At 72.0% G+C, this 21,090-nt stretch carries 18 protein-coding genes; 3 read left to right on the top strand and 15 right to left on the bottom strand.

Features of this window, described 5'->3' with window-relative positions:
* Window positions 1-11: 11 nt before the first annotated feature.
* From egtC to egtA, 3 genes are read right to left on the bottom strand one after another with little or no spacing between them, the layout of a single operon-like run.
* Window positions 12-836 (bottom strand): ergothioneine biosynthesis protein EgtC, encoded by an 825-nt coding sequence (gene egtC, locus ACH34Q_RS34430; RefSeq protein ID WP_395987320.1) that lies wholly within the window; start codon window positions 834-836, stop codon window positions 12-14.
* Window positions 836-2,236 carry an ergothioneine biosynthesis protein EgtB gene (gene egtB, locus ACH34Q_RS34425; protein WP_395987319.1) on the bottom strand — a complete coding sequence of 467 codons (1,401 nt, stop codon included), beginning with the start codon at window positions 2,234-2,236 and terminating at the stop codon, window positions 836-838. Before egtB ends, egtC begins: the two co-directional genes overlap by 1 nt.
* Window positions 2,237-2,250: 14 nt before the next feature.
* Window positions 2,251-3,519, bottom strand: coding sequence for an ergothioneine biosynthesis glutamate--cysteine ligase EgtA (gene egtA / locus ACH34Q_RS34420; RefSeq protein ID WP_395987318.1), 1,269 nt, complete (start codon window positions 3,517-3,519; stop codon window positions 2,251-2,253).
* Window positions 3,520-3,867: 348 nt separating this feature from the next.
* On the opposite strand from egtA, the gene ACH34Q_RS34415 reads away from it, so the two are divergent.
* Entirely contained in the window at window positions 3,868-5,097 is a 1,230-nt protein-coding gene (locus ACH34Q_RS34415) for a hypothetical protein (protein ID WP_395987317.1), read from the top strand.
* Window positions 5,098-5,112: 15 nt separating this feature from the next.
* Here ACH34Q_RS34415 and ACH34Q_RS34410 read toward each other — a convergent pair whose 3' ends face one another.
* The 6 genes from ACH34Q_RS34410 to ACH34Q_RS34385 form a co-directional block, all read right to left on the bottom strand.
* Window positions 5,113-5,394, bottom strand: coding sequence for a hypothetical protein (locus ACH34Q_RS34410; protein ID WP_395987316.1), 282 nt, complete (start codon window positions 5,392-5,394; stop codon window positions 5,113-5,115).
* 188 nt (window positions 5,395-5,582) lie between these two features.
* Window positions 5,583-6,746, bottom strand: a complete 1,164-nt coding sequence (locus ACH34Q_RS34405; RefSeq protein WP_395987315.1) for a lipid-transfer protein — start codon at window positions 6,744-6,746, stop codon at window positions 5,583-5,585.
* Window positions 6,743-8,143 (bottom strand): OB-fold domain-containing protein, encoded by a 1,401-nt coding sequence (locus tag ACH34Q_RS34400; protein WP_395987314.1) that lies wholly within the window; start codon window positions 8,141-8,143, stop codon window positions 6,743-6,745. The genes ACH34Q_RS34405 and ACH34Q_RS34400 overlap by 4 nt, the downstream gene beginning before the upstream one ends.
* Complete coding sequence (locus ACH34Q_RS34395) at window positions 8,140-9,312, bottom strand: acyl-CoA dehydrogenase family protein (protein WP_395987313.1); 1,173 nt, start codon at window positions 9,310-9,312, stop codon at window positions 8,140-8,142. Before ACH34Q_RS34395 ends, ACH34Q_RS34400 begins: the two co-directional genes overlap by 4 nt.
* A gap of 1 nt (window position 9,313) precedes the next feature.
* Entirely contained in the window at window positions 9,314-10,432 is a 1,119-nt protein-coding gene (locus ACH34Q_RS34390) for an acyl-CoA dehydrogenase family protein (protein ID WP_395987312.1), read from the bottom strand.
* A gap of 107 nt (window positions 10,433-10,539) precedes the next feature.
* Window positions 10,540-12,183, bottom strand: coding sequence for an AMP-binding protein (locus ACH34Q_RS34385; protein ID WP_395987311.1), 1,644 nt, complete (start codon window positions 12,181-12,183; stop codon window positions 10,540-10,542).
* 289 nt (window positions 12,184-12,472) lie between these two features.
* Here ACH34Q_RS34385 and ACH34Q_RS34380 point away from each other — a divergent pair, with 289 nt between their 5' ends.
* A complete protein-coding gene (locus ACH34Q_RS34380; RefSeq protein WP_395987310.1) occupies window positions 12,473-13,069 on the top strand; it encodes a TetR family transcriptional regulator in 597 nt (198 codons plus the stop codon).
* Between the two features lie 99 nt (window positions 13,070-13,168).
* Window positions 13,169-13,405: a DUF397 domain-containing protein gene (locus tag ACH34Q_RS34375; protein ID WP_395987309.1), complete on the top strand. Its 237-nt coding sequence runs from the start codon at window positions 13,169-13,171 to the stop codon at window positions 13,403-13,405.
* Between the two features lie 60 nt (window positions 13,406-13,465).
* Here the strand turns inward: ACH34Q_RS34375 and alc are convergent, their stop codons facing one another.
* The 6 genes from alc to ACH34Q_RS34345 form a co-directional block, all read right to left on the bottom strand.
* On the bottom strand, window positions 13,466-14,536 hold the full coding sequence (gene alc, locus ACH34Q_RS34370) for an allantoicase (protein WP_395987308.1): 1,071 nt from the start codon (window positions 14,534-14,536) through the stop codon (window positions 13,466-13,468).
* Window positions 14,537-14,599: 63 nt separating this feature from the next.
* Window positions 14,600-15,922 (bottom strand): allantoinase AllB, encoded by a 1,323-nt coding sequence (allB, locus tag ACH34Q_RS34365; RefSeq protein WP_395987307.1) that lies wholly within the window; start codon window positions 15,920-15,922, stop codon window positions 14,600-14,602.
* 40 nt (window positions 15,923-15,962) lie between these two features.
* Window positions 15,963-18,242, bottom strand: coding sequence for a xanthine dehydrogenase subunit D (pucD, locus tag ACH34Q_RS34360; RefSeq protein ID WP_395987306.1), 2,280 nt, complete (start codon window positions 18,240-18,242; stop codon window positions 15,963-15,965).
* Window positions 18,243-18,352: 110 nt separating this feature from the next.
* A complete protein-coding gene (locus ACH34Q_RS34355; protein ID WP_395987305.1) occupies window positions 18,353-19,720 on the bottom strand; it encodes an 8-oxoguanine deaminase in 1,368 nt (455 codons plus the stop codon).
* Window positions 19,717-20,208 carry a (2Fe-2S)-binding protein gene (locus ACH34Q_RS34350; protein ID WP_395987304.1) on the bottom strand — a complete coding sequence of 164 codons (492 nt, stop codon included), beginning with the start codon at window positions 20,206-20,208 and terminating at the stop codon, window positions 19,717-19,719. The genes ACH34Q_RS34355 and ACH34Q_RS34350 overlap by 4 nt, the downstream gene beginning before the upstream one ends.
* Window positions 20,208-21,086, bottom strand: coding sequence for an FAD binding domain-containing protein (locus tag ACH34Q_RS34345; RefSeq protein WP_395987303.1), 879 nt, complete (start codon window positions 21,084-21,086; stop codon window positions 20,208-20,210). The genes ACH34Q_RS34350 and ACH34Q_RS34345 overlap by 1 nt, the downstream gene beginning before the upstream one ends.
* Window positions 21,087-21,090: the final 4 nt, after the last annotated feature.

Below are 21,090 nucleotides of genomic sequence, written 5' to 3'. Positions count from 1 at the left end.
GTTCGTGTGGTCTACAGCGGCGTGATGCTCACGCCGGACATCAGGTCGGCCGTCACGAGCGAATGGTCGGGTACGGCCTGCCAGGCGGGGTCGTCGTCGAGCGGCTCGGACGAGATCCACAGCTCGCCCAGCCGGGGGCTGTCCTTGACCGGTGCGCCGGTCGGGAGGTCCACGCGCCATCCGCTGCGCCGCCTCGCGAGGACGAACAGCGAGTCGCCCCAGGTCGTGGCCGCCAGTGTGGTGCCGTCGGCGGCGAGCAGGTTGTAGCGGCCAGGGGCCAGTGCCGTCGCCTGCCGGACGACCTCGGACAGCCCCTCGCCGAGCGTGCGGCCCTCGTCCCACAGCCGCGCGGCCAGGCCGAACAGCAGTGCCGAGTCGACCGGAGCCCGCGCGTCGGCGAGCCCGCCGAGGTCTCCGGCCAGCTCGCGCAGCTTGCCCTCGATCCCGGCGAAGCCCTCGATCTTGCCGTTGTGGCTGAAGAACCGGCCGGGCCGCGGGTCGGTGGCCGTTCCGCCGCCGGCACGGAACGGTTGCGCGCACGACTCGTCCACCGGGAAGCCGATCGTGGCGGAACGGATCGCGGCGACCGCGCAGGTGGTCCGGACTGCCCCGGCGACCTCGCGGAACGACGCGTCGGCCCAGATGGGCTGCGCGCGCCGGAACCGTACCGGCCGTCCCTCCTCGTGGTACCAGCCGGCGCCGAAACCGTCGGCGTTGAGCAGGTTGCCCTGGGTCATGCGAGGCGCGTACGACTGGCGCTCCAGGGAGTACTCGCCCTCGAACATGAGGGAGTGCAGCGTACGGGCCGGGCCCAGGTAGCCCAGGTGGCGGCACATCAGGCGCCTCTTTTCCAGGAAGAACCAGGGGAAGACACAGAGGTGGGCACAGTGGGGATGGCGGCGCGGGCGCAGCGGAAGCCGGTGAAGATCTGCCGCCTGATCGGATAGTCCCAGTTACGGAACGTGCCCCGGACGGCCAGCGGGTGCGTCGCCCAGGAGCCGCCCCTCAGAACCTTGTGGCCGGGCCCGAAGAAGACCTCCGAATACTCCTTGTACGGGAACGGCTCGAAGCCCGCGTACCCGTGGAAGTCCGAGGACGTCCATTCCCACACGTCCCCTAGGAGGCGCCGCACACCGTAGGCGGAGGCACCCGACTCGTACGATCCGGCCTCGGCGGGCTTGAGCCGCTGCTGTCCCAGGTTGGCGCGGCTCGGTTCGTAGACATCGCCCCACGGGTAGCGGCGCGAGCGGCCCGCGTCCGGGTCCCAGCGCGCGGCCTTCTCCCATTCCGCTTCGGTGGGGAGCCGCTTGCCCGCCCAACGCGCGTAGGCGTCCGCCTCGTACCAGCACACGTGCTGCACCGGCTCGGCCAGCGGTACGGGCTCGATGCGCCCGAACCGTCGCCGCAGCCACTGTCCGCCACCGTCACGCGACCAGAAGGCGGGCGCGCCCTTGCCGCTCTCGCACCGCCACTCCCAGCCCTTCGGATGCCAGTGGCTCGGCTCGTCGTAACCGCCCGCCTCCATGAAGGCGATGTACGCGGCGTTCGTCACCGGTTCGGTGTCGATGTAGTAGGCCGGGAGGTCCACCAAGTGGCCGGGGCGTTCGTTGTCGTAGGTCCAGGGGTCGTCCGATGTGCCCATCTCGAACGTGCCTGCTTCGATCAGCACTTCGGTCTTGTCCGCAGGCGTGCTCGTTCCCAGATGAAGGTCGGGCGGATCGAGGAGGGCTGGAGCGCCTTTTCGGAGCTGGTGGGTGGCCAGCATGGTCTCGTCGTGCTGATGCTCGTGCTGGACGACCATCCCGTAGACGAAGCCTCCCGACGTGAGGGGATTCGCGGGATCGAACCGTACAGAGCCCAACGCGTCCAGCACTTTGGCGCGGACCGTCGCGAGGTAGGAACGGGCCTCACTGGGCGGCAGCAGGGGCAGGCTGGGCCGTTCCACACGGGGGTGCTCGAACGCGTCGTACAGGTCGTCGATCTCCGGGCGCATCGGCTCGATGCCTGCGGTGGCCCTCAGCAGCCATAGCTCCTCGTAGTTGCCGACGTGGGCCAAGTCCCAGACGAGCGGGGACATCAACGGGGAGACCTGTGCGGTCAGCTCGGCCTCGTCCAAGGCCATGGTGGTCAGCCCCAGGCTGCGGTCCCGTACCGCGCCCAGCTCGTCGGCGATCAGTTCCTTCAGCGCGTGCTCGTCCAGCGAGCCTGGCGCGGCCATGCCTGCGCCTTCTGCCATGTCAGCCGTCTCCCTCATGCCTGTGCGTCCGTCTTCTGCTGGTTTCCAGCCGCCTTCCGCGCGGCCGCATTCCGCACGCCTCCGGCAACCTCGCGGGATGGCGGCGGATCGTCGGCGGGGCTGCGGCCCCGTTCCACGTACCGGCGGGCGTACTCGTCCACCAGCGGGACGAGTTCCGCCGCCCCCAGACGAGGCAGGGCCTCCAGCGCGGCGGTGAAACAGGCGCGGGCAGCGGCCGCGAGGGCCGGGTCGGTGAGGCCGTACCGGGCCGACTCCGCCCAGAGGCCCGCCACCGGCTCCGCGGCCTCCTCCGCGGCCGCGGCGGCGCGCGGGTCGTCCAGGAGGGCGGTGGCGACCGCGACAGGGACGGGCCAGTACGGCTCGGGCAGCGCGTCGATCATCCGGAGCTCCAGCCAGCCGCGCGGGCGGACCGGCGGGAACAGGGTGGACAGGTGGTAGGTGAGGTCGCGGAGGTCCGGCTCGCCCTTCCCCAGCCATTCCCGGAAGGTCATCCCGGGATCGGCCGCCCACTCGCCGGACGGGGTGCGGACGACCATCACCGGGGCGTCCAGGGCGTAACGCGTCCACGCCTCCGCCGGATCACCCGAGCCACCGAGCGCGCCGGGGTCGTGGACGGGGAGCGTCCGGCTGGGGTCGAGCGCGGTCCAGATGGCCTGCCGGGTCGAGCGGAGCCCGGTGCGCCGCCCGCCGTGCAGCGGCGAGTTGGCGAACGCGGCCACCAGAACGGGCCCGAGCGCGTGGGCGAGGCGCCAGCGGCGGCCCGCGTCGGCCGGGTCCGCGCCGATGTCCAGGCACACCTGGACGGACGCCGTGGAGCACATCATGGCCGTCCCGGCGTCGGCGAAGCCGCCCGAGACGAAGTAGCGGCGCATGCAGACGTAGCGGGGATGGTCGGCCTGGAAGACCGGCGGCCGGACCGGATCGACGCCGTGCCCGGCCAGGACGAGCCCGCCCCCGGCCAGCGCCTCGCCGACGTGCCGGATGTCGGCGGCCAGGGCCTTGTGCAGGGCGGCCATGCCCGGAGCGGGCAGGGAACTGAGCTCCAACTGCCCGCCGGGCTCGTAAGTGATCTTGGATCCGTTCGGCGGTGGCCCGGCCGCCTCCACCAGGGCGCGCGGCCTGGCGGTGGGGACATGGGCGGCCGGATCGGCGGCGTCCAGGACGAACCACTCGGTCTCGGCCCCGACCGTCCCGGGTGGGCCGTTCTTGAAGCAGACACCGCGAATGTGCTGGTAGACGCCGTCGACGGTGAGCCTGGTCATGGCGCCCTCCTTGGTGCTCAGGCAGATGCTCCGACAGGGATACTCGACAGGGCACGGACCCTTCCCTGGTGAACCGCATCACCAATCAGCCTTTTGCCGGAGAATTCCTTAAATCTCCGTGAACGACGCGTTCATCGCGCGCCAGCCCTTACCTCGCGAGACCTACCGAACACCGCACCAACCCCCGAACGGTCACGTTCCGTAAGATCCGACACGCCCGGACGTCTCGGACTTCTCAGACGTCCAGCCGGTGCACTAGAGTCCCCCTTCCCACTGATCCGTCCGAACCGCACGCAGGGTCCGCGACCGGCTCACACGGGGCCACGACCGGCTCACATCGGAGGTCACATGCGCGGGGACCTGGGAACCCTCTACGACGCGCACGCCGTCCGGCTGCACGCCCACTGCTGGTCACTGATCGGCGACGAGGGCGCGGCGGCGGCCGTCCGGGACACCTTCGTCGCGGCGGTCCAGCACCCGCCGCGCGGCGACAGCGTGCTCTGGCTGTACGCGCTGTCACGTTCCGCATGCGCGTCGCTCGGCGCGTTCTCCGGTGACCGGCCGGTCTTCGGGTCCCCTGGCGACCCGCTGCTGCGCGCGGCGGCGGACCTGCGCGCCGACCAGCGCGAGGCCCTGCTGCTGTGGTCGGGCGAGTGGCTGGAGGTCCCCGACATCGCGCGGGTCCTCGGCATCGCCCCCGACACGGTGCACGGGCTCGTGCACGCCGCCCGTACCCGGCTGGAACGCGCCGTACTGGACCGGCTCATGCGCGGCGCCGCCGACCCCGCCGTGCACATGGAACTCATCACCGCGTTCGAGAAGGGCCGGCTGCCGCGCCTGCTGGCCGGTCGCGTCCCGGACCGGCCGCCCGCGTGGCTGCGCGACCAGGTGCTCGCCGCCTGCGCCGACGAGGTCACCCACCCGCTGTCGGACGTGGTGTCGCCCAGCCCCCTCGTGGTGATCGGCTCCGAGGTGGCCACCCGGCCGGGACGCGACCGCGCCACCCGGCGCAAGAGGATCAAGAGCATCGGAGCGGTGGCCGGGATGGCCGCCTCGGTGGCGGCCGCCGTCGGGCTGCTGGTGTCCTGGCCGACCGCCAAGGGCGGCGGCATGAGCGCCGTGGTCCCCTCCGCGGGCAACACCCAGACCGGCGCCACCACCAGCGGAACCCCGGCCGGCTCCGGCACCGCCCGTCCCGACGGCACATCGCCGAACGACACAGCGCCTGGCGACAAGGGCGGGCCCGCACCCAGCGCGGCCACCGAGGACCAGGAACCGGCCGCCACGGCTCCGAGAAGCGGCACCCCGGACGCCCCGGCGACCTCGCCCGACAGCCCCAAGCCGACCGAGCCGGGCGAGACCACGACGCCGCCGGAGGACACGACCCCGCCGGAGTCCCCCGAAGCGCCGCCCACCGACCCCGATGGGCAGACCCCGCCGGACCCGTCCCAGCCCCCCACGGAACCCTCTGAGCCGCCGGACCCGTCGCAGCCGCCGACGGACCCGCCCACCGAGACCCCAGGCCCCGGCCCGAGCCCCACCTCCAACCCGACCCCGAGCCCCTCCACCACCGGCTAGGCCAGGTCGTCGGGCTTAGAGAACGCTGCCTTCGATGCGTCCCATGACCAGGCGCGGGTGGAAGTAGCTGATCGCCACGCGTTCGCTCGGGGTGACGCACAGGATCTGGTAGCCGTTGCGGCCGTCCTCGTCGGGGGTCCGGAAGTCCTCGGGGGCGAGCGCTCCGCGCCGTTCCATCTCCTTGAACCAGCGGCCCAGGGCGTACACGTCGGAGAACGACTCGTGTCCCATGCCCCGCCTGCCGAGGGTGTAGGTCACCTCGAACGTGCATCCGTCCGGCGGGTAGGTCGTCGCCATCGAATCAGATCATCCCCTCGCCCCGGCAGACACCGCAGGTCTGACCCCGGTGGACGCCAGAGCCGTTGCAACCTGGGCATGTACGTGTGGGCGGCTTGCTGTGCTTGCCCATCCCCCGGCCTTCCTCACGGCCTTCCTTCTCCGCTCGCGCGGCAGTCTACGACGCGGCGGGGACGTTTCGCCGGTCGTCAGGGGGTACTGAGGACCAGGCCGCTGGTGGGGACGCCCGTTCCCGCGGTGACCAGGACGTTGCGCACGTCCGGTACCTGGTTGGCCGAGGTGCCGCGGACCTGCCGGACGCCCTCGGCGATGCCGTTCATGCCGTGGATGTACGCCTCACCCAGCTGACCCCCGTTCGGGTTGACCGGCAGCCGCCCGCCCAGCTCAATGCCACCCTCCTTGATGAAGTCGCGTGCTTCGCCGCGCCCGCAGAAGCCCAGCTCCTCCAGCTGGACCAGGACGAACGGCGTGAAGTGGTCGTACAGGATCGCGGTCTGCACGTCGGCGGGGGCCAGCCCGGACCGCCGCCACAGGTCGTCGCCCACGTTGCCCATCGCGGGCAGCGTGCCGATATCGCCGCTGTAGTAGCCGAACATCATCATCTGGTCCGGCCCGGTGCCCTGGGCGGCGGCGCTGATGACGGCCGGCGGTTGGGGCAGGTCACGGGCGCGGTCGGCGGTGGTGACCACGATGGCGACGCCGCCGTCGGACTCCTGGCAGCAGTCCAGCAGGTGCAGCGGGTCCACGATCCAGCGGGACGACTGGTGCTCGTCCAGCGTGATCGGCCGCCCGTGGAACCACGCCTTGGGATTGGTCGCCGCGTGCCGCCGCATCGCGACCGCGACCCGGCCGAAGTCCTCGCTGGTGGCGCCGTACTCGTGCATGTAGCGGCGGGCCTGCATCGCCACCCAGCCGGCCGGGGTCGCGAAGCCGAACGGCAGGTGCCAGGAGAACTCCAGCCCGGTGGAGTCGTTCCGGCCGGACGGGGACGCCTGCCCGAACCGGTGCCCGGAACGTTCGTTGAACGCGCGGTAGCAGACGACGACGTCGGCCTGCCCGGTCGCCACGGCCATCGCGGCGTGCGCGACGGTCCCGCAGGCCGCGCCGCCGCCGTACTCGACCCGGGAGAAGAACCGCAGCCCGGGGATGCCCAGCTCGCGCTGTACGGCGATCTCGGAGTTGGCGTCCGCGCTGAACGTGACCAGCCCGTCCACGTCCGCCGGGCTCAGCCCCGCGTCGCGGATCGCGGCCAGGCACGCCTCGGCCGCCAGCCGCAGCTCCGACCGCCCGGACTCCTTGGAGAACTCGGTGGCCCCGATCCCGACGATGGCGGCCTTGCCGGACAGGGTCACGCTCGCTCCTCGATCTTCCCGGTGCTGAGCTTCCCCGTGCTGAGCTTCCCGGTGTTGAGCTTCACGGTGGCGGTGACGTGGTCGCCGAGCGGGACCGTTCCACGTACGCGAACCGTCGCCTCGTCCAGGCGCTCGGCGTACAGGCGCAGGGTGTCGCCGGCGTACGCGGGCGCTCCCAGCCTGACCTCGATCCGTTCCAGCACCGCGCCCGGTACGGTCGCCAGCGCCGCCCGTTGCACCAGGCCCATCGTCGTCAGGATGTTGACGAAGATGTCCTTGCTCCCCTGGGCGCGGGCCAACGCGGGGTCATGGTGCACCGGCGTGAAGTCCCGGGTGGCCAGCGCGGTGGCGATCACGAACGTCGGTGTCAGCGGGATCTCGAGTACGGGTGGATCGGCGGGGAGGTCGGTCTCCGGCTCGGCGGCGAGAACCGGTTCTACCGGCGCGGTGGCCGGGAGCCATTGCGGCAACGTCAGGTCGTCGTCGACGCGCTCGAACGTGAGCTTGACCGGCATGCCGACCGTCACGTCCTCGGGCGGGCAGCCGTTGACGTTGCCGACGACCCGTACGCCCTCTTCCAGTTCGACGACGGCCACCACGTACGGGGGCGTACGGCCGGGGACGGGCGGGTGGTGGTGCACGACGTAGCTGTAGACCTCGCCGCGCCCGCTCGCGACCACGTGGTCCCGTTCGGCAGACTGGCAGCGCGGGCACATCGGGCCGGGCGGATGGCGAAGAACACCGCAGTCGGCGCACCGCTGGATCCGCAGCTCACCGGCCTTGACGCCGTCCCAGAAGAACGCCGTGTCGGGGCCGATGGCGGGACGCAGCGGGTACGCGCCGCCGGGCTTGCCCGTGTCGGGCTTCCCCGTGCGCGGGCGGAACTTCAGGACGCGGAACAGCATCTCCGCGACGCGCTCGTCCTGCTCGTCGTACCAGGTCTGGAACCAGGTGACGAAGTAGCCCTCGCCCATCCCGGTCTTCTTCGGCCCGGTGAACCCGCCGAACCGCGTGGTCGAGTGGAGCCGCTCGCCGTGCCGCAGGTAGCGGTCGTACGTCTGCTCGCAGTTGGTCGCGACGACGCCGGTGAAGCCGGACGAGTCGAGCAGCGCCAGGACGCCGTCGCCCGCGCCGCCCCCCTCCGTACCGGCCGGCCGGGCCATCGACCAGACCTGGATCATCGCGGGCGGGGCCAGGCCGCCCGCGTGCCAGGCCGGGTCCGGGTCGCCGAGCGCCTGCGTCCAGTTGCGGATCATCGGCTCGTTGACCGGGTCGAGGCAGGGCGGCGCGGGCCGTTCGCCCGCGTCCGCCAGCCTCGCCGCCAAGCCGGTGAGCCGCTCGTGCACGCCGGCCGCCTGCTCGCCCGCGCCGGCCGGCCGCTCGAGCGCGCCGGTCATCGCGGTGCGCGGGGCAGCCCGAGGCCGATCATCGCGATCAGCTCGCGCTGGATCTCGTTCACGCCGCCGCCGAACGTCAGCACCAGCGCGCCCTTGGCCCGGGCGTCGATCTCCTTGATGAACTCCGCCGTCGCCGGGTCGCCCGGGTCGCCGTACCTGGCCACCACGTCGCCCACGATCCGGCCCACCTCCTGCTTGCGCTCGGAGCCGTAGATCTTGGTCGCGGAGGCGTCCGGCGCGCCCAGCCAGCCGAGGTCCTGGTTCGCCGCGACCTGCCAGTTGAGCAGCTCGTTGTTGCGCAGGTAGGAGTACACCAGGGCCACCGCGCGGCGGACCGTCGCGTCGTTGATCAGCGGCTCGCCGTCCGGGCCCGGGGTCGTCCGGGCCCAGCGCTCGAAGCGGACGTACATGGAGCCGATGTTGCCCGCCGGGCCCAGCGTCACGCGCTCGTGGTTGAGCTGGCTGACGATCAGGTCCCAGCCCTTGTTCTCCTCGCCGATGAGCATGTCCGCCGGTACGCGCACGTCCTGGAAGTACGTGGAGTTGGTGTGGTGCCGGCCGTCCATCGTGATGATCGGCGTCCAGGAGAAGCCCGGGTCCTCGCAGTCCACGATGAGCATCGAGATGCCCTTGTGCTTCTTGGCGCCGGGATCGGTACGGGCCGCCATCCAGACGTAGTCGGCGGTGTGCGCGCCCGAGGTGAAGATCTTCTGCCCGTTGATCACGTACTGGTCGCCGTCGCGGACCGCGGTGGTGCGCAGCGCGGCCAGGTCGGTACCGGCGCCCGGCTCGCTGTAGCCGACCGCGAAGTGGCACTCCCCCGCCAGGATCCGCGGCAGGAAGTACTCCCGCTGCGCGTCGGTCCCGTACTCCAGGATCGTCGGTGCCACCGAGTTCAGCGTGATGATCGGGTACGTCACCTCGGCGCGGGCGATCTCGTTGGCGAAGATCTGCTGCTCCAGCGGCCCGAACCCGCGGCCGCCGTACTCCTTGGGCAGCCCGACGCCCAGCATCCCGTCCCGGCCCAGCTTCTTGCAGTGCTCGGCGTACGCGTCGCCGAACGGGTCGGCGGTGATCGCGGCGCGGACCTCGGGGCCCATGCAGTTCTCGAAGTACTCGCGCAGCTCGGCGCGGAGCTTCTTCTGGTCGTCGGTCAGGTCGATGAACAACTCACGCCTCCTGTGCGCTGGCCGTACCGGCGATGACGGCGCCGAGAGTGTCGAGCTGGTCGTCCGCTCCGCCGAGCAGGTGCCCGATCTGCTTGCCCCAGCCGAAGTAGCGGTGCAGCGGGTACGTCACGTCCAGCCCGATCCCGCCGTGCAGGTGCTGGCAGGTGTAGAGGGCCTCCACGACCGGGGCGCAGGCGTTGTACGAGGCGACCGCGAGGTCCGCGTCGACGTCCTCGCGCCCTTCGGCGAGCCGCCAGGCGGCCGCCCAGACGGCCACGTCCAGGGTCCGCTTGGCGATGTAGACGTCGCCGATCTGCATGGTCACGGCCTGGAACTGGGCCAGCGCGCGCTCGAACTGCTCGCGGGTCTTGATGTACTCGGTGGTCAGGTTGAGGGCGCCCTCGATCACGCCGGACGACAGCGCCACCGCGCCGGCCACGGCCGAACGCCGCAGGGTCGTCCAGGCCGCGCCGTCCGCGACACCACCGAGCAGCGCGTCCGCGCCGACCCGTGCGCCGCCCAGCTCGATCCGCGACAGCGGCTCGCTCGTCGCCGAGTGCTGCGGCGTGAGCGTGACGGCCGACGGCTCGACCAGGAAGACACCGACCTGCCCGTCGAGGCGGGCCGGGATCAGGATGCGGGAGGCCTCCACCGCGTACGGGACGAAGGTCTTCACGCCGTCGAGCACGTACCCGTCGCCGTCGCGGCGCGCGGTCGCGGCGACCGTGCCAGCCGTGCCGACCTCGCGGTACGCGCCGGTGAACACCGCCCCGCCGTCGTTCAGCGGCGCCAGTAGAGCACGCTGCTCCGGCGTACCGTGCGCGGCGATCGGGACGGCGGCCAGCGCGAGCGAGGCGTACGCGGGAACGGGAGCGACATGCGCGCCGATCTCCCGCAGCAGCACGGTGAGCTCGATCGCGCCCAGCCCCGCGCCGCCGACGTCCTCGGGCAGGCAGACGCCGAGGAGCCCGGCCTGGCCGAGGGCCTTCCAGACACCGGCGTCGTACGGCGCGCCGGTCTTCTCGAACGCCTCGAGCCGTTCCCTGGCCGCCTCCGTCCCGAGCACGTCGGCGGCGAGTCCCCGCAGTTCCTGCCGGGTCTCATCGAGATTGAAGTCCACTCATCGCTCCTCTCCAGCCATGTACGTCCAGCCATGTACGTCCAGCCATGTCAGTCCAGCCATGACGTCTCGTCATGCAGCTCATGTCGGTCCTGGTGCGGCGCCGCCTACTCGAGCAGGTGGAGGCGGTCGCGGCTCTCGAACTCGGTCCGGATGCCGGCCAGGTCCTCGTCGGTCATCCGGCGGTAGGCGAGGTCCTTGCCGGGCCGCCACCACACCGGGTCGCCGGTACGCCAGCCCTCCTTGACCAGCCGGCGTTTGAGGATCTTGTTGGACGCCGTCGCGGGCAGCTCGGCCGCGACCCGCACGTACCGCGGCGGCCACTTGGGGCTCAGGTCGGCGCGCCCGCGCAGGTACTCCGCGAACGCCTCGGGGTCGAAGCCGTCGGCGGCCAGGGCGAGCATCACCTGGTCGCCGGAGGCCGCGTCGGGGACGCCGTACACGGCCAGCTGCCGTACGCCGGGAAAGGCGGCCAGGACCCGCTCGACCTGGGCGGCGCCGAAGTTCTCGCCGTCCACGCGGATGCGGTCGGCCGTGCGCCCGGCGAAGAACACGTAGCCGTTCTCGTCGGCGTAAGCGTGGTCGCCGCTCCAGAACATGCCGTCGCGCAGCCGGTCGGGGGCGTCCTCGTTGTAGTAGCCGTCGAAGAGCCCGAGGCCCTGGGTGTTGACCAGTTCACCGATCGCCTCGTCGCCGTTGGCCAGGCGGCCGGCGTCGTCGAACCGCGCTGGCGGGCATTCCTTGCCGGTGGCGGGATCGAGCACCTTGATGCCGTCGCTGAGCTTGCCGATCGAGTCGGGCGGCCCCAGCGGATCGGGGACGAGCGAGATCGCGGTCTCGGTGGAGCCGTAGCCGTCGATGACGAAACAGCCGAAACGCTCGGCGAACGCCCGCTGCTCGGCCGGTGCCGCCTCGTTCCCGAACGCGAACTTCAGTGTGTTGTCGCCGTCCCCGGGACTGCTGCCCGCCGGAGTGGCGAGCACGTACGACAGGGCCTTCCCGACGTAGTGGAGGTAGGTGCAGCCGTACGCGCGCACATCAGGCAGCACGCCCGAGGCCGAGAACCGCGCGCGCAGCACCAGCTCCGCACCGGCGGCCAGGGCCGGTGCGTACGCGGCCATGACGGCGCCGGAGTGGAACAGCGGCATCGGGCAGTAGATGACGTCCTCAGGTGACAGCAGCCTCTCGGCGAGGGCCTCGCCCGGGACGACCACCTTCCGGTGGGTGACGCGGACCGCGCGGGGGCGGCCGGACGTACCGGATGTGAAGATCAGCATCAGCAGCGACGTGATGTCCACCGGCGGGTCCGCCGCGGGCGTGGTGGGAGCGGTCTTCAGCCGTTCCTTGTACGCGTCGCCCTCGATGTCGAGGACGGGCAGCGCGGCAGGCAGCGCGGCGGCCAGCTCCGCGGCGAGGGCGGCGTGCCGGGACTGGGTCACGATCAGGTCGCAGTCGGCGCGCTCGGCGTCGCCGGCCAGCTCGGCCGCGCCACGGGAGGAGTTGAGGGCGACCACGACCGCGCCCGACAGCGCGGCACCGCCCAGCAGGAACACCATCTCCGGAACGTTGTCGAGCAGCACTCCCACATGCGCGGGCCGCTCGGGGGTGCGCCGGGCCGCCGCCAACCACGCGGCGCGCGCCTCGCATTCGGTGACGACCTCGCGCCACGTCCAGGATCTGCCGTCGTCCGCGCACCGCAACCCAGGCCGATCATCGGCCGCTCGGGCTCGGAGCATCGCCGCCACGGTCACCGTGTCCACCTCCCGGCCGACCGGCCTCGGGGGAGGGCGAATCGGAACGACGGTCAGGAAAGATGATTCGCGAGAAAACTAGAACAGATTCTAGTTGATGTCCAGAGCCCCGTTCGGTATCCGTCCGTTCCGTGGTTAACCACGGGTGGAACGGTTCACCGGCACCCTCGCGGACGCCAGGTCCACGGTACGGGACGGACGATCAGATAACACGTTCTCGCTAGCGCGGGTACGCTGGGTGCGCCGACCGGAGTGCCGCGTGCGCTCGACGCAGGGAAGGGAAACGACCGTGACCGCAGAGCCTACGGCCACCGAGCAGGGCGTGCGCTCGCGCAGCCAGCACCAGCGGCGCAAGCGCATCGTGCAGGCGGCCGCCGCATTGGCCTCGCGGGGCGGGGTCGAGGCGATGCAGATGCGCCCGGTGGCGGAACGGGCCGGGGTCGCCCTGGGGACCCTCTACCGCTACTTCCCGTCCAAGATGGACCTGGTCGTGGCCGTGGTCAGCGAGGAGCTCGACCTGCTGGAGGACAGCATCGAGCGCCGCCCGCCGCAGGCCGACGACCCGCCCGGACGCGCCATCGAGGTCCTGATGCGCGCGACCCGCGGCCTGATGCGCGAGCCCGAACTGGCCGACGCGCTGATCCGCTCGCTGCTGCTGTCGGACGTCAAGACCGACTCCGGCGAGCGGCTCGCCGCGATGCTGCTGCGCGCCGCCACCGGGCCGAAGACCCCGATCCCGGACGGCGATCCGCGCCGCGTGGTGGTCCGGGCGCTGTCCGGCGTCTGGACGATGGAGATGATCGAGATGCTGCGCGGGCAGGCCAGCGCCGACGAGATCCAGGCCCGGCTGGAAACGGTCGCCGCCCGCCTCCTCACCGACTTCTGAGCAGCCGGGTCACCCCTCCTTCGCCGATGCGTGCCTTCGCGTTCGCGCGGTGCTACTAGCCTGGAGCCCGACGTAGTGTCCGGACGGAGAAGGTGTGCAGTGACCGAGCAGCAGCCGCTACTCAGCGACGGTGTCATCATCGAGTTCGTCGATGGCAAGGACGTGCCCGTGAGTCACAAGGACTTCGGCGAGCGGGCCGTCGTCATGCGCGACTCCAAGAACCCCGCGGGACCGATCCTCTACTTCACCGAGGCCGAGTGGGACGCTTTCGTCGCCGGGGTCAAGGACGGCGAGTTCGACGACCTCCTCGAGGAGGAGCCGGCCCCCGAGTCGTGACCGCCACAGGGTGGTGAGGGCGTGATCGGCCGGGGCGGGAGCGGCTCCCCTTCCGGCCGGTCAGCCCGTGGTGAGGCCCGTGGTGTGGTCAGGGATGAGGCCCGTGGTGAGGCGGGTCCAGCGGTCCTGCAGCAGGCGTTCGCCGTCGGGTGAGATGTCCCCGAGCAGGCGCAATCGGCTCAGCCCCCCGTCCGGGAAGATGTCGAGCCGTACGTGCGTGACCTCGCGGGTCCCGTCCAGCCGGAAGCGGTGCCGGCCGTCCGGCTGGATCCGGGTCCGTCCCAGCAGCTCGTGCCAGCCGTCCGGGTCGTCCAGGTCGCCGGTACGGGCGTCGATTCCGCTCAGGGAGACGTGGCCGGGCGCGTTGAACTTCAGGTGGGTCGTGTCGAACTCGGCGAGCCGGATCACGCCGGGTGCCGCGAGCCGGACGATCGCCCAGTCGTTGCCGGGCTCCCGGCGGCGGGCGGTCTCCCAGCCCTCCGACTGGTCGCGGCCCAGTCCCGGGAACAGCATGTGGTCCGGGGACGAGTAGAACATGTCGGAGCATCCGATCACCCGGGCCCCGTTCTCCAGGGCCGCCAGATCGGTGGTCAGGCCGGTCAGCAGCCGGGGATCGGGCACGACCTCGCCGTGGACGCGCAGGCGGGCCACGCCGCCGTCCGGGAAGATGTTGAGCCGTACGTGGGTGAAGCGCCGGGCCGCGTCGACCGTGAAGGCGTGGGCGGTGTCCCCCTTCAGCGGGCTCATCGGAACGATCTCGATCCAGTCCGCGCCGGCCAGTTCGGCGGGTGACGGGTGGCCGTCGGCCCCGTAGGCCTCCACCGACGCTCGGGGCGGGAAGTTGCCCTTGAACCAGGCCGTGTCGATCACGACGCCGTGGATCACGCCCGGCAGGCCGAGCCGGACGATCGCCCAGTCATGGCCGAGTTCGCCGTTCTCGCCGGGGCGGCGGCGCGCGGTCTCCCAGCCGTCGTACTCCTGTCCCTTGGCCCCGAAGGTCCCCGGACGGAACGCGGGAGCCCACGGGTTGAGGAGGTTCTCCTTCTCCTCGAACGACTCGTCGCTGGCCGCGATGACCGATCCGCCCAGGGTCCGTACGGCCAGGTCAGGGTGGGACGCGAAGGCGTTCACATGACTCCGTTCAAGGGCGATGCTCCGTTCAAGAGCGATGCTCCGTTCAAGGGCGTGCCTATTTCATGGGCGGTCGAGCAGTTCGCCGCGCGGTGGGCCGTCGATGTCGATGGCCTGGCCGCGCAGCCAGGCCGTCTGGACGGCGCCGGTGAGCGAACGGCCCGCGTACGGGGTGTGCGGATGGCGGTGCAGTAGTCCGGACGGGTCGACGACGAACGTCGCGTCGGGGTCGAAGGCCACGAGGTCGGCGTCGGCGCCCACGGCGATGCGTCCCTTGCGCGCGTGCAGTCCGGCCAGGGCGGCGGGGCCTTCGGCCATCCAGCGCACTACCGCGTCCAGGCCGTGCCCGCGCGCGCGTGCGGCGGTCCATACGGCGGACAGCCCGAGCTGGATGGACGAGATTCCGCCCCAGGCGGTCGCGAAGTCACCGCGCTTGAGTTCGGGCGTACAGGGTGAATGGTCGGTGACGACGCAGGAGATCACCCCGTTCTCCAGGCCCTGCCACAGCTCCTCGCGGTTTCCGGCGTCGCGGATGGGCGGGCAGCATTTGAAGGCGGTCGACTCGGAGCCAGGGACGTCCTCGGCGGCCAGGGTCAGGTAGTGCGGGCAGGTCTCGGCGGTCACCGGCAGGCCGCGCGACTGTGCCTCGGCCAGCGGCTCCACGCACGCGGCGGCGGACAGATGCAGGATGTGCGCCCGTACACCGGTCTCCTCCACCAGGGCGATGACCTGCTCGACCGCGCGCCGTTCGGCGTCCGGTGGGCGGGCGGCGAGGAACGCCGGGTAGCCGCCGTCGCCCGGCTCGGACAGCGTCGCCGGGTCCTCGGCGTGGACGATCATCAGGCCATCGAAAGCGGCGATCCGCGCGCAGGCCTCACGCATCGCCTCGTACGGCAGCGGCGGGAACTCCGGTACGCCGGAGTCGGAGGTGAAGCACTTGAACCCGAAGACCCCGGCGCCGTGCAGCGGGAGCAGTGACGGCACGTTGCCGGGGACGGCGCCGCCCCAGAACCCGACGTCCACGTACACGGCGCCGCGCGCCGCGTCCCGCTTGACCGCGAGCGCGGACGGCGTCGTCGTGGGCGGCAGCGAGTTGAGCGGCATGTCGATCAGGGTCGTCACGCCTCCGGTCGCGGCGGCCCGGGTCGCGGACGCGAAGCCCTCCCATTCGGTACGGCCGGGCTCGTTGATGTGGACGTGGGTGTCGACGAGGCCGGGGAGCAGGGCGATCTCGCCCAGATCGACATCGGGCCGCTGCCCCGCCTCCTCGGTGATGGCGGCGATCCGGCCGTCCCGCACGACGACCGTCGCCGGGCGCTCGCCGTCCGGGAGCACCACCCGCGACGACCTGATCACTAGATCGGGTGGTCCGCCTTCGCCGCTCACAGTGCCTCCGTCACGGGGCCCCTATTCACAGTGCCCCCACTCACGGGGCCTCGGTGCCGACGATGTGCTCGGGGCGTACGGGCACGCGGGTGAGGGCTCGGCCGGTGGCGTCGCGGATGGCGGCGACGATGGCGGGCGTGGAGGAGAGCGTGGGCGGCTCGCCGGCGCCGCGCAGACCGTACGGGGCGTGCGGATCGGGGTACTCCAGGATGTCGAGCTTCATCGGCGGCATGTCGAGGATGGTGGGGATCAGGTAGTCGGTGAACGAGGGGTTGCGGACCTTCCCGTCCGCGACCACGATCTCCTCCATCACGGCCAGCCCGAGGCCCTGGGCGGAGCCGCCGTGGATCTGCCCTTCGAGCGCCTGCCGGTTGATGATCCTGCCGACGTCCTGGACGGCGGCCATCTCCACGACCTTGATCAGGCCCAGCTCGACGTCCACGTCGACGACGGCGCGGTGGACGCACAGGGCCAGCTGGGTGTGGCTGCGGCCCTGCCCGGTGACGGGGTCGAGCGCGGTGGTCGGACGGTGGTGGAACTCGCGGGTCTCCTCGATCGCGTCCGTACCGAGGATCTCCTCGATGGAGGCGACGGCACCGGCCGTACGGGACACGATCTTGCCGCCGGCCAGGTCGAGATCGGCGCGCTCGCGGCCGAGCCGCCACGCGGCGAGGTCGAGCAGGCTCGCCCGGACGGCCTCGCAGGCCGTCTTGACCGCGCCGCCCGACATGTACGACTGGCGGGACGCGGAGCTGGAGCCCGCGTCGCCGACCTGGTTGTCGGCGGGCTGGACGGTGACCTTCTCGACGCCCAGTTCGGTCCGGGCGATCTGGGCCTGGATCGTGACCAGGCCCTGCCCGACCTCGGCGGCGGCGGTGTGCACCAGCGCGGTGGGCTCGCCGCCGATCACCTCCAGCCGGACCCGGGCCGTGGACAGGTCGTCGAAGCCCTCGGAGAAGCAGATGTTCTTGATCCCGACGCCGTAGCCGACGCCGCGTACGACGCCCTCGCCGTGCGTGGTCTGCGATACCCCGCCGGGAAGGTCGCGCAGATCGAAACCGTTCGCGGGCGCGGGAATCGGCGCGGGCGGAGGCATCGCCTCCAATCGGTCCAGCATCTCGGCCATCGGCGCCGGCGAGTCGATGACCTGGCCGGTCGCGAGGGCCGATCCCTGCCGTACGGCGTTGCGGCGGCGGACCTCCAGCGGCCCGATCCCGCAGGCCGCCGCGAGCCGGTCCATCATCGACTCGTACGCGAAGCATGCCTGGACGGCGCCGAAGCCGCGCATCGCGCCGCAGGGCGGGTTGTTGGTGTAGACACCGTACGCGTCGATCCTGATGTCGGGGATCTCGTACGGGCCGACGCCGAGCGAGGCGGCGTTGCCGACGACGTTGCTCGTGGACGAGGTGTACGCGCCGCCGTCCAGGATGATCTCGACATCGGCGTACAGCAGCCGGCCGTCCTCGGTGGCGCCGTACTCGTACCGCATCCACGCCGGATGCCGGTGCACGTGGCCGAAGAACGACTCGTACCGGTCGTACGACATCTTGACCGGACGCCCGGTGCGCAGCGCCAGCATCCCCGCGTGGACCTGCATCGACAGGTCCTCGCGCCCGCCGAACGCGCCGCCGACCCCGGCCAGCGTCATCCGGATCCGGTCCTCGTCCAGGCCGAGGCAGGGGGCGATCTGCCGGATGTCGTTGTGCAGCCACTGGGTGGAGACGTAGAGATCGAGGCCGCCGTCGTCGGCGGGTACGGCCAGGCCCGCCTCGGGGCCGAGGAACGCCTGGTCCTGGATGCCGACCTCGTACTCGCCGGTGACGACCACCGGCGCCTGCGCGCGCGCCCGTTCGACATCGCCGACCCGGACCGGCTGATGGCGGGTGATGCCGCCGCGGTCCTGGACCTTGAGGCGTTCGGGGTCGGCGATCACGGCGCGCGGGTCGGTGATCGGCTCCAGGACCTCCCACTCGATCACGATCCGCCCCAGCGCGCGGCGGGCGATCTCGGGATGGTCGGCGGCGGCGATCACGATCGGCTCGCCCTGGTGCCGTACCTCGCCGATCGCCAGGACCGGCTGGTCGGCGGGGTCGTCGAGCCCGTACAACTTCCGTCCCGGAACGTCCTCGTGCGTCAGTACGGCGTGCACGCCGGGCGTCGCCAGCGCCGGTCCGATGTCGATCGAACGGATCAGCGCCCGGGGATGCGGGCTGCGCAGCGTCGCGCCCCAGAGCATCCCGTCCATCCACAGGTCGGACGCGTACGCGAACTCCCCCGCGACCTTCAGCGTCCCATCCGGCCGCCGCGAGCTCTCTCCCACTCCACCCAGCCGCCCCCGCTCCCGTTCGTTGACTCGTGGTGTGTTCGCCTTATTCGACGGGGTGGAAGGGCGAACACGCCACGAGTCAACGGGAAGGTGATCGCGGTGCGTCACAGGACCTCCTCGGCCAGGCGCATCAGGCGGCGGTGGGCGTCGGCGCCGCGGCGGCCGACCTCGTCCTGCGGGACGGTGACGAGCGTGTCGTCCTGGACGACCGTCCGCCCGCCGACCATGAGCCGGGCCAGTGGCGGCGTCCGCCCGTACGCGAACGCCACCACTGGGTCGTCGATGGCCTCGTAGAAGCCGTCCAGCCGCCAGAGCGCCAGGTCGGCGAGCTTGCCGGGCTCCAGCGTGCCGATCTCGTCCGCCCGGCCCAGGCAGCGGGCGCCGCCCAGGGTGGCCATCTCCAGGGCCTGGCGGGCGGTCAGCGCGGACGGGCCGTACCGGGCCCGCTGCATGTACATCGCCTGCCGGATCTCCCCGGCGAGCGGCACCATCTCGGCGGACGCGGAGCCGTCCACGCCGAGCCCGACCGCCGCGCCCGCCTCCAGCAGGTGCGAGACGCGGGCGATGCCGGCGCCCAGGCGCGCGTTCGAGCTGGGGCAGTGGGCCGTTCCGGTACGGGTCTCGGCGAGCCGCTTCACGTCCGAGTCGTGCAGGTGGACGCAGTGCGCGAGCCAGACGTCGTCGCCGAGCCAGCCCAGGGAGTCCATGTACTCGGCCGGCGTCATGCCGAACTGCTCCTGGGTGTGCTCCTCCTCGTCGAGGGTCTCGGCGAGGTGGGTGTGCAACCGTACGCCCTTGGCCCGCGCCAGCCGGGCCGACTCGACCAGCAGCTCGCGGCTGACCGAGAACGGCGAGCAGGGCGCCACCGCGATCCGCAGCATCGAGCCGAACGAGGCGTCGTGGTAGGTGTCGATCGCCGCCTCGGTCTCGGCCAGGATCGTGTCCAGGTCCTCGACCACCTCGTCCGGCGGCAGCCCGCCCTGCGACCGACCGCGGTCCATCGACCCCCGGCACGGATGGAACCGGACGCCCAGCTCGGCGGCCGCCTCGATCTCGGCCGCGAACAGATCCCCGCGCCCCTTCGGGAACACGTAGTGGTGGTCGGTGGAGGTCGTGCAGCCCGACTTGGCCAGCCAGCCGAGCCCCGCGCTCGCCGCGCCCCGTACGACCTCGGCGTCCATCTTCGACCAGGGCCGGTAGAGCGTCACCAGCCAGTCGAAGAGCGTGCTGTCGGTCGCCATGCCCTGGCTGGCCCACTGGTAGAGGTGGTGGTGGGTGTTGATCAGCCCGGGTGTGAGCAGGCAGCCGGTGCCGTCGACGCGCTCCGCGCCTTCGGCGGGCGGTGCCGGGCCGGGGCCGACGGCGGTGATCCGGTCGCCTTCGACGACGACGTGGCCGGACGGGTGCTCCTCACCGGAGACCGTGACGACATGGGCGTTCTCGATGACCGTGGTGATCGGGATCGTGGTCATGCCGTGCTCCGGTTGCGCTCGGCGGCGGCGAGGCGTACCGCGTCCAGGATCTTCTCGTAGCCGGTACAGCGGCACAGGTTGCCCGCCAGCGCCTCCCGGATCTCGGCGTCGGACGGATCGGGGACGCGGCCGATCAGATCGTGCGCCTGAACGATCAGTCCCGGCGTGCAGAAGCCGCACTGGACGGCGCCCGCCTCCACGAACGCCCGCTGGACGGGATCGAGCCGTTCGGGTCCGGGCAGGCCCTCGTCCGCGAGCCCCTCGACGGTACGGACCTCGCGGCCTTCGGCCTGTCCGGCGGCCACCAGGCACGCGCAAGCCGGAACGCCGTCGAGGTAGACCGTGCAGGATCCGCATTCGCCCTGCTCGCAGGCGTTCTTGGAGCCCGGCAGGCCCATCCGCTCGCGCAGCACGTACAGCAGGCTCTCGCCCTCCCAGACGTCATCGACGGTCTCCTTCGACCCGTTCACGATGAGGTTCACTCGCATCAGGACGCCTCCCTCCGGTCCCCGATACCGGCGTAGTCGTTCCAGGCCCAGGTGAGCGTGCGCCGCGCCATCACGGCCAGCGCGTGGCCGCGGTAGGCGGCGGTCCCCCGGACGTCGTCGATCGGCGCGGCGGCCTGGCCCACCAGCTCGCCGAAGTGCCGGGCGGTGGCCGGTGACAGTGGGGACCGTCCCTCCCAGTCCAGCTCGGCGTTCAGGAACCGCTCGGCGGCGGTGGCACGGCGCGGCGTCGGTGCCGCCGAGCCCAGGCCGGTCCCGGCGCGCCGCTCCTCCGGATGCAGCGCGATCGCGAACGAGCAGACGGCGATCACCATCGCGTTCCGGGTACCGATCTTGGAGAAGTACTGCGGTCCGGTCGCGGGGACCGTCCAGAACGCGCGGATCAGCTCGTCCGGCTCCAGCACGCTGCGCTTCACCCCGGTGTAGAACTCGGCCGCGGGGATCATCCGGATGCCGCGCGCCGCCGACTCGATCTCGATCACCGTGTCGCCGGCCAGCAGCGGCGGATGCGCGTCCCCGGCGGGCGAGGCGGCGCCGAGGTTGCCGCCGACCGTCCCCCGGTTGCGGATCTGCGGCGAGCCGACGGTCCGCGACGCCTGGGCCAGGCCCGGCAGGTGATCGCCCAGCTCCGCGATCAGGCGGGTGTACGTGACGCCCGCCCCGACCCTCAGGCGCCCGTCGGCCATCTCCCACCCGGCCAGCTCGCGGACCGGGTTCAGGTCCAGCAGCGCGTCCGGCCGACGGGCATCGAAGTTGATCTCGACCATCACGTCCGTGCCGCCCTGGACGGGCAGCGCGCCGGGATGCGCGGCCCGCGCGGCGAGCGCGTCCTCCCAGGTCATGGGACGCAGGAAGTCCATATCT

It is taken from the genome of Actinomadura sp. 9N407 (assembly GCF_044326315.1).
Lineage (GTDB): Bacteria > Actinomycetota > Actinomycetes > Streptosporangiales > Streptosporangiaceae > Spirillospora.
This window is presented reverse-complemented; position numbering and strand designations above follow the sequence as displayed.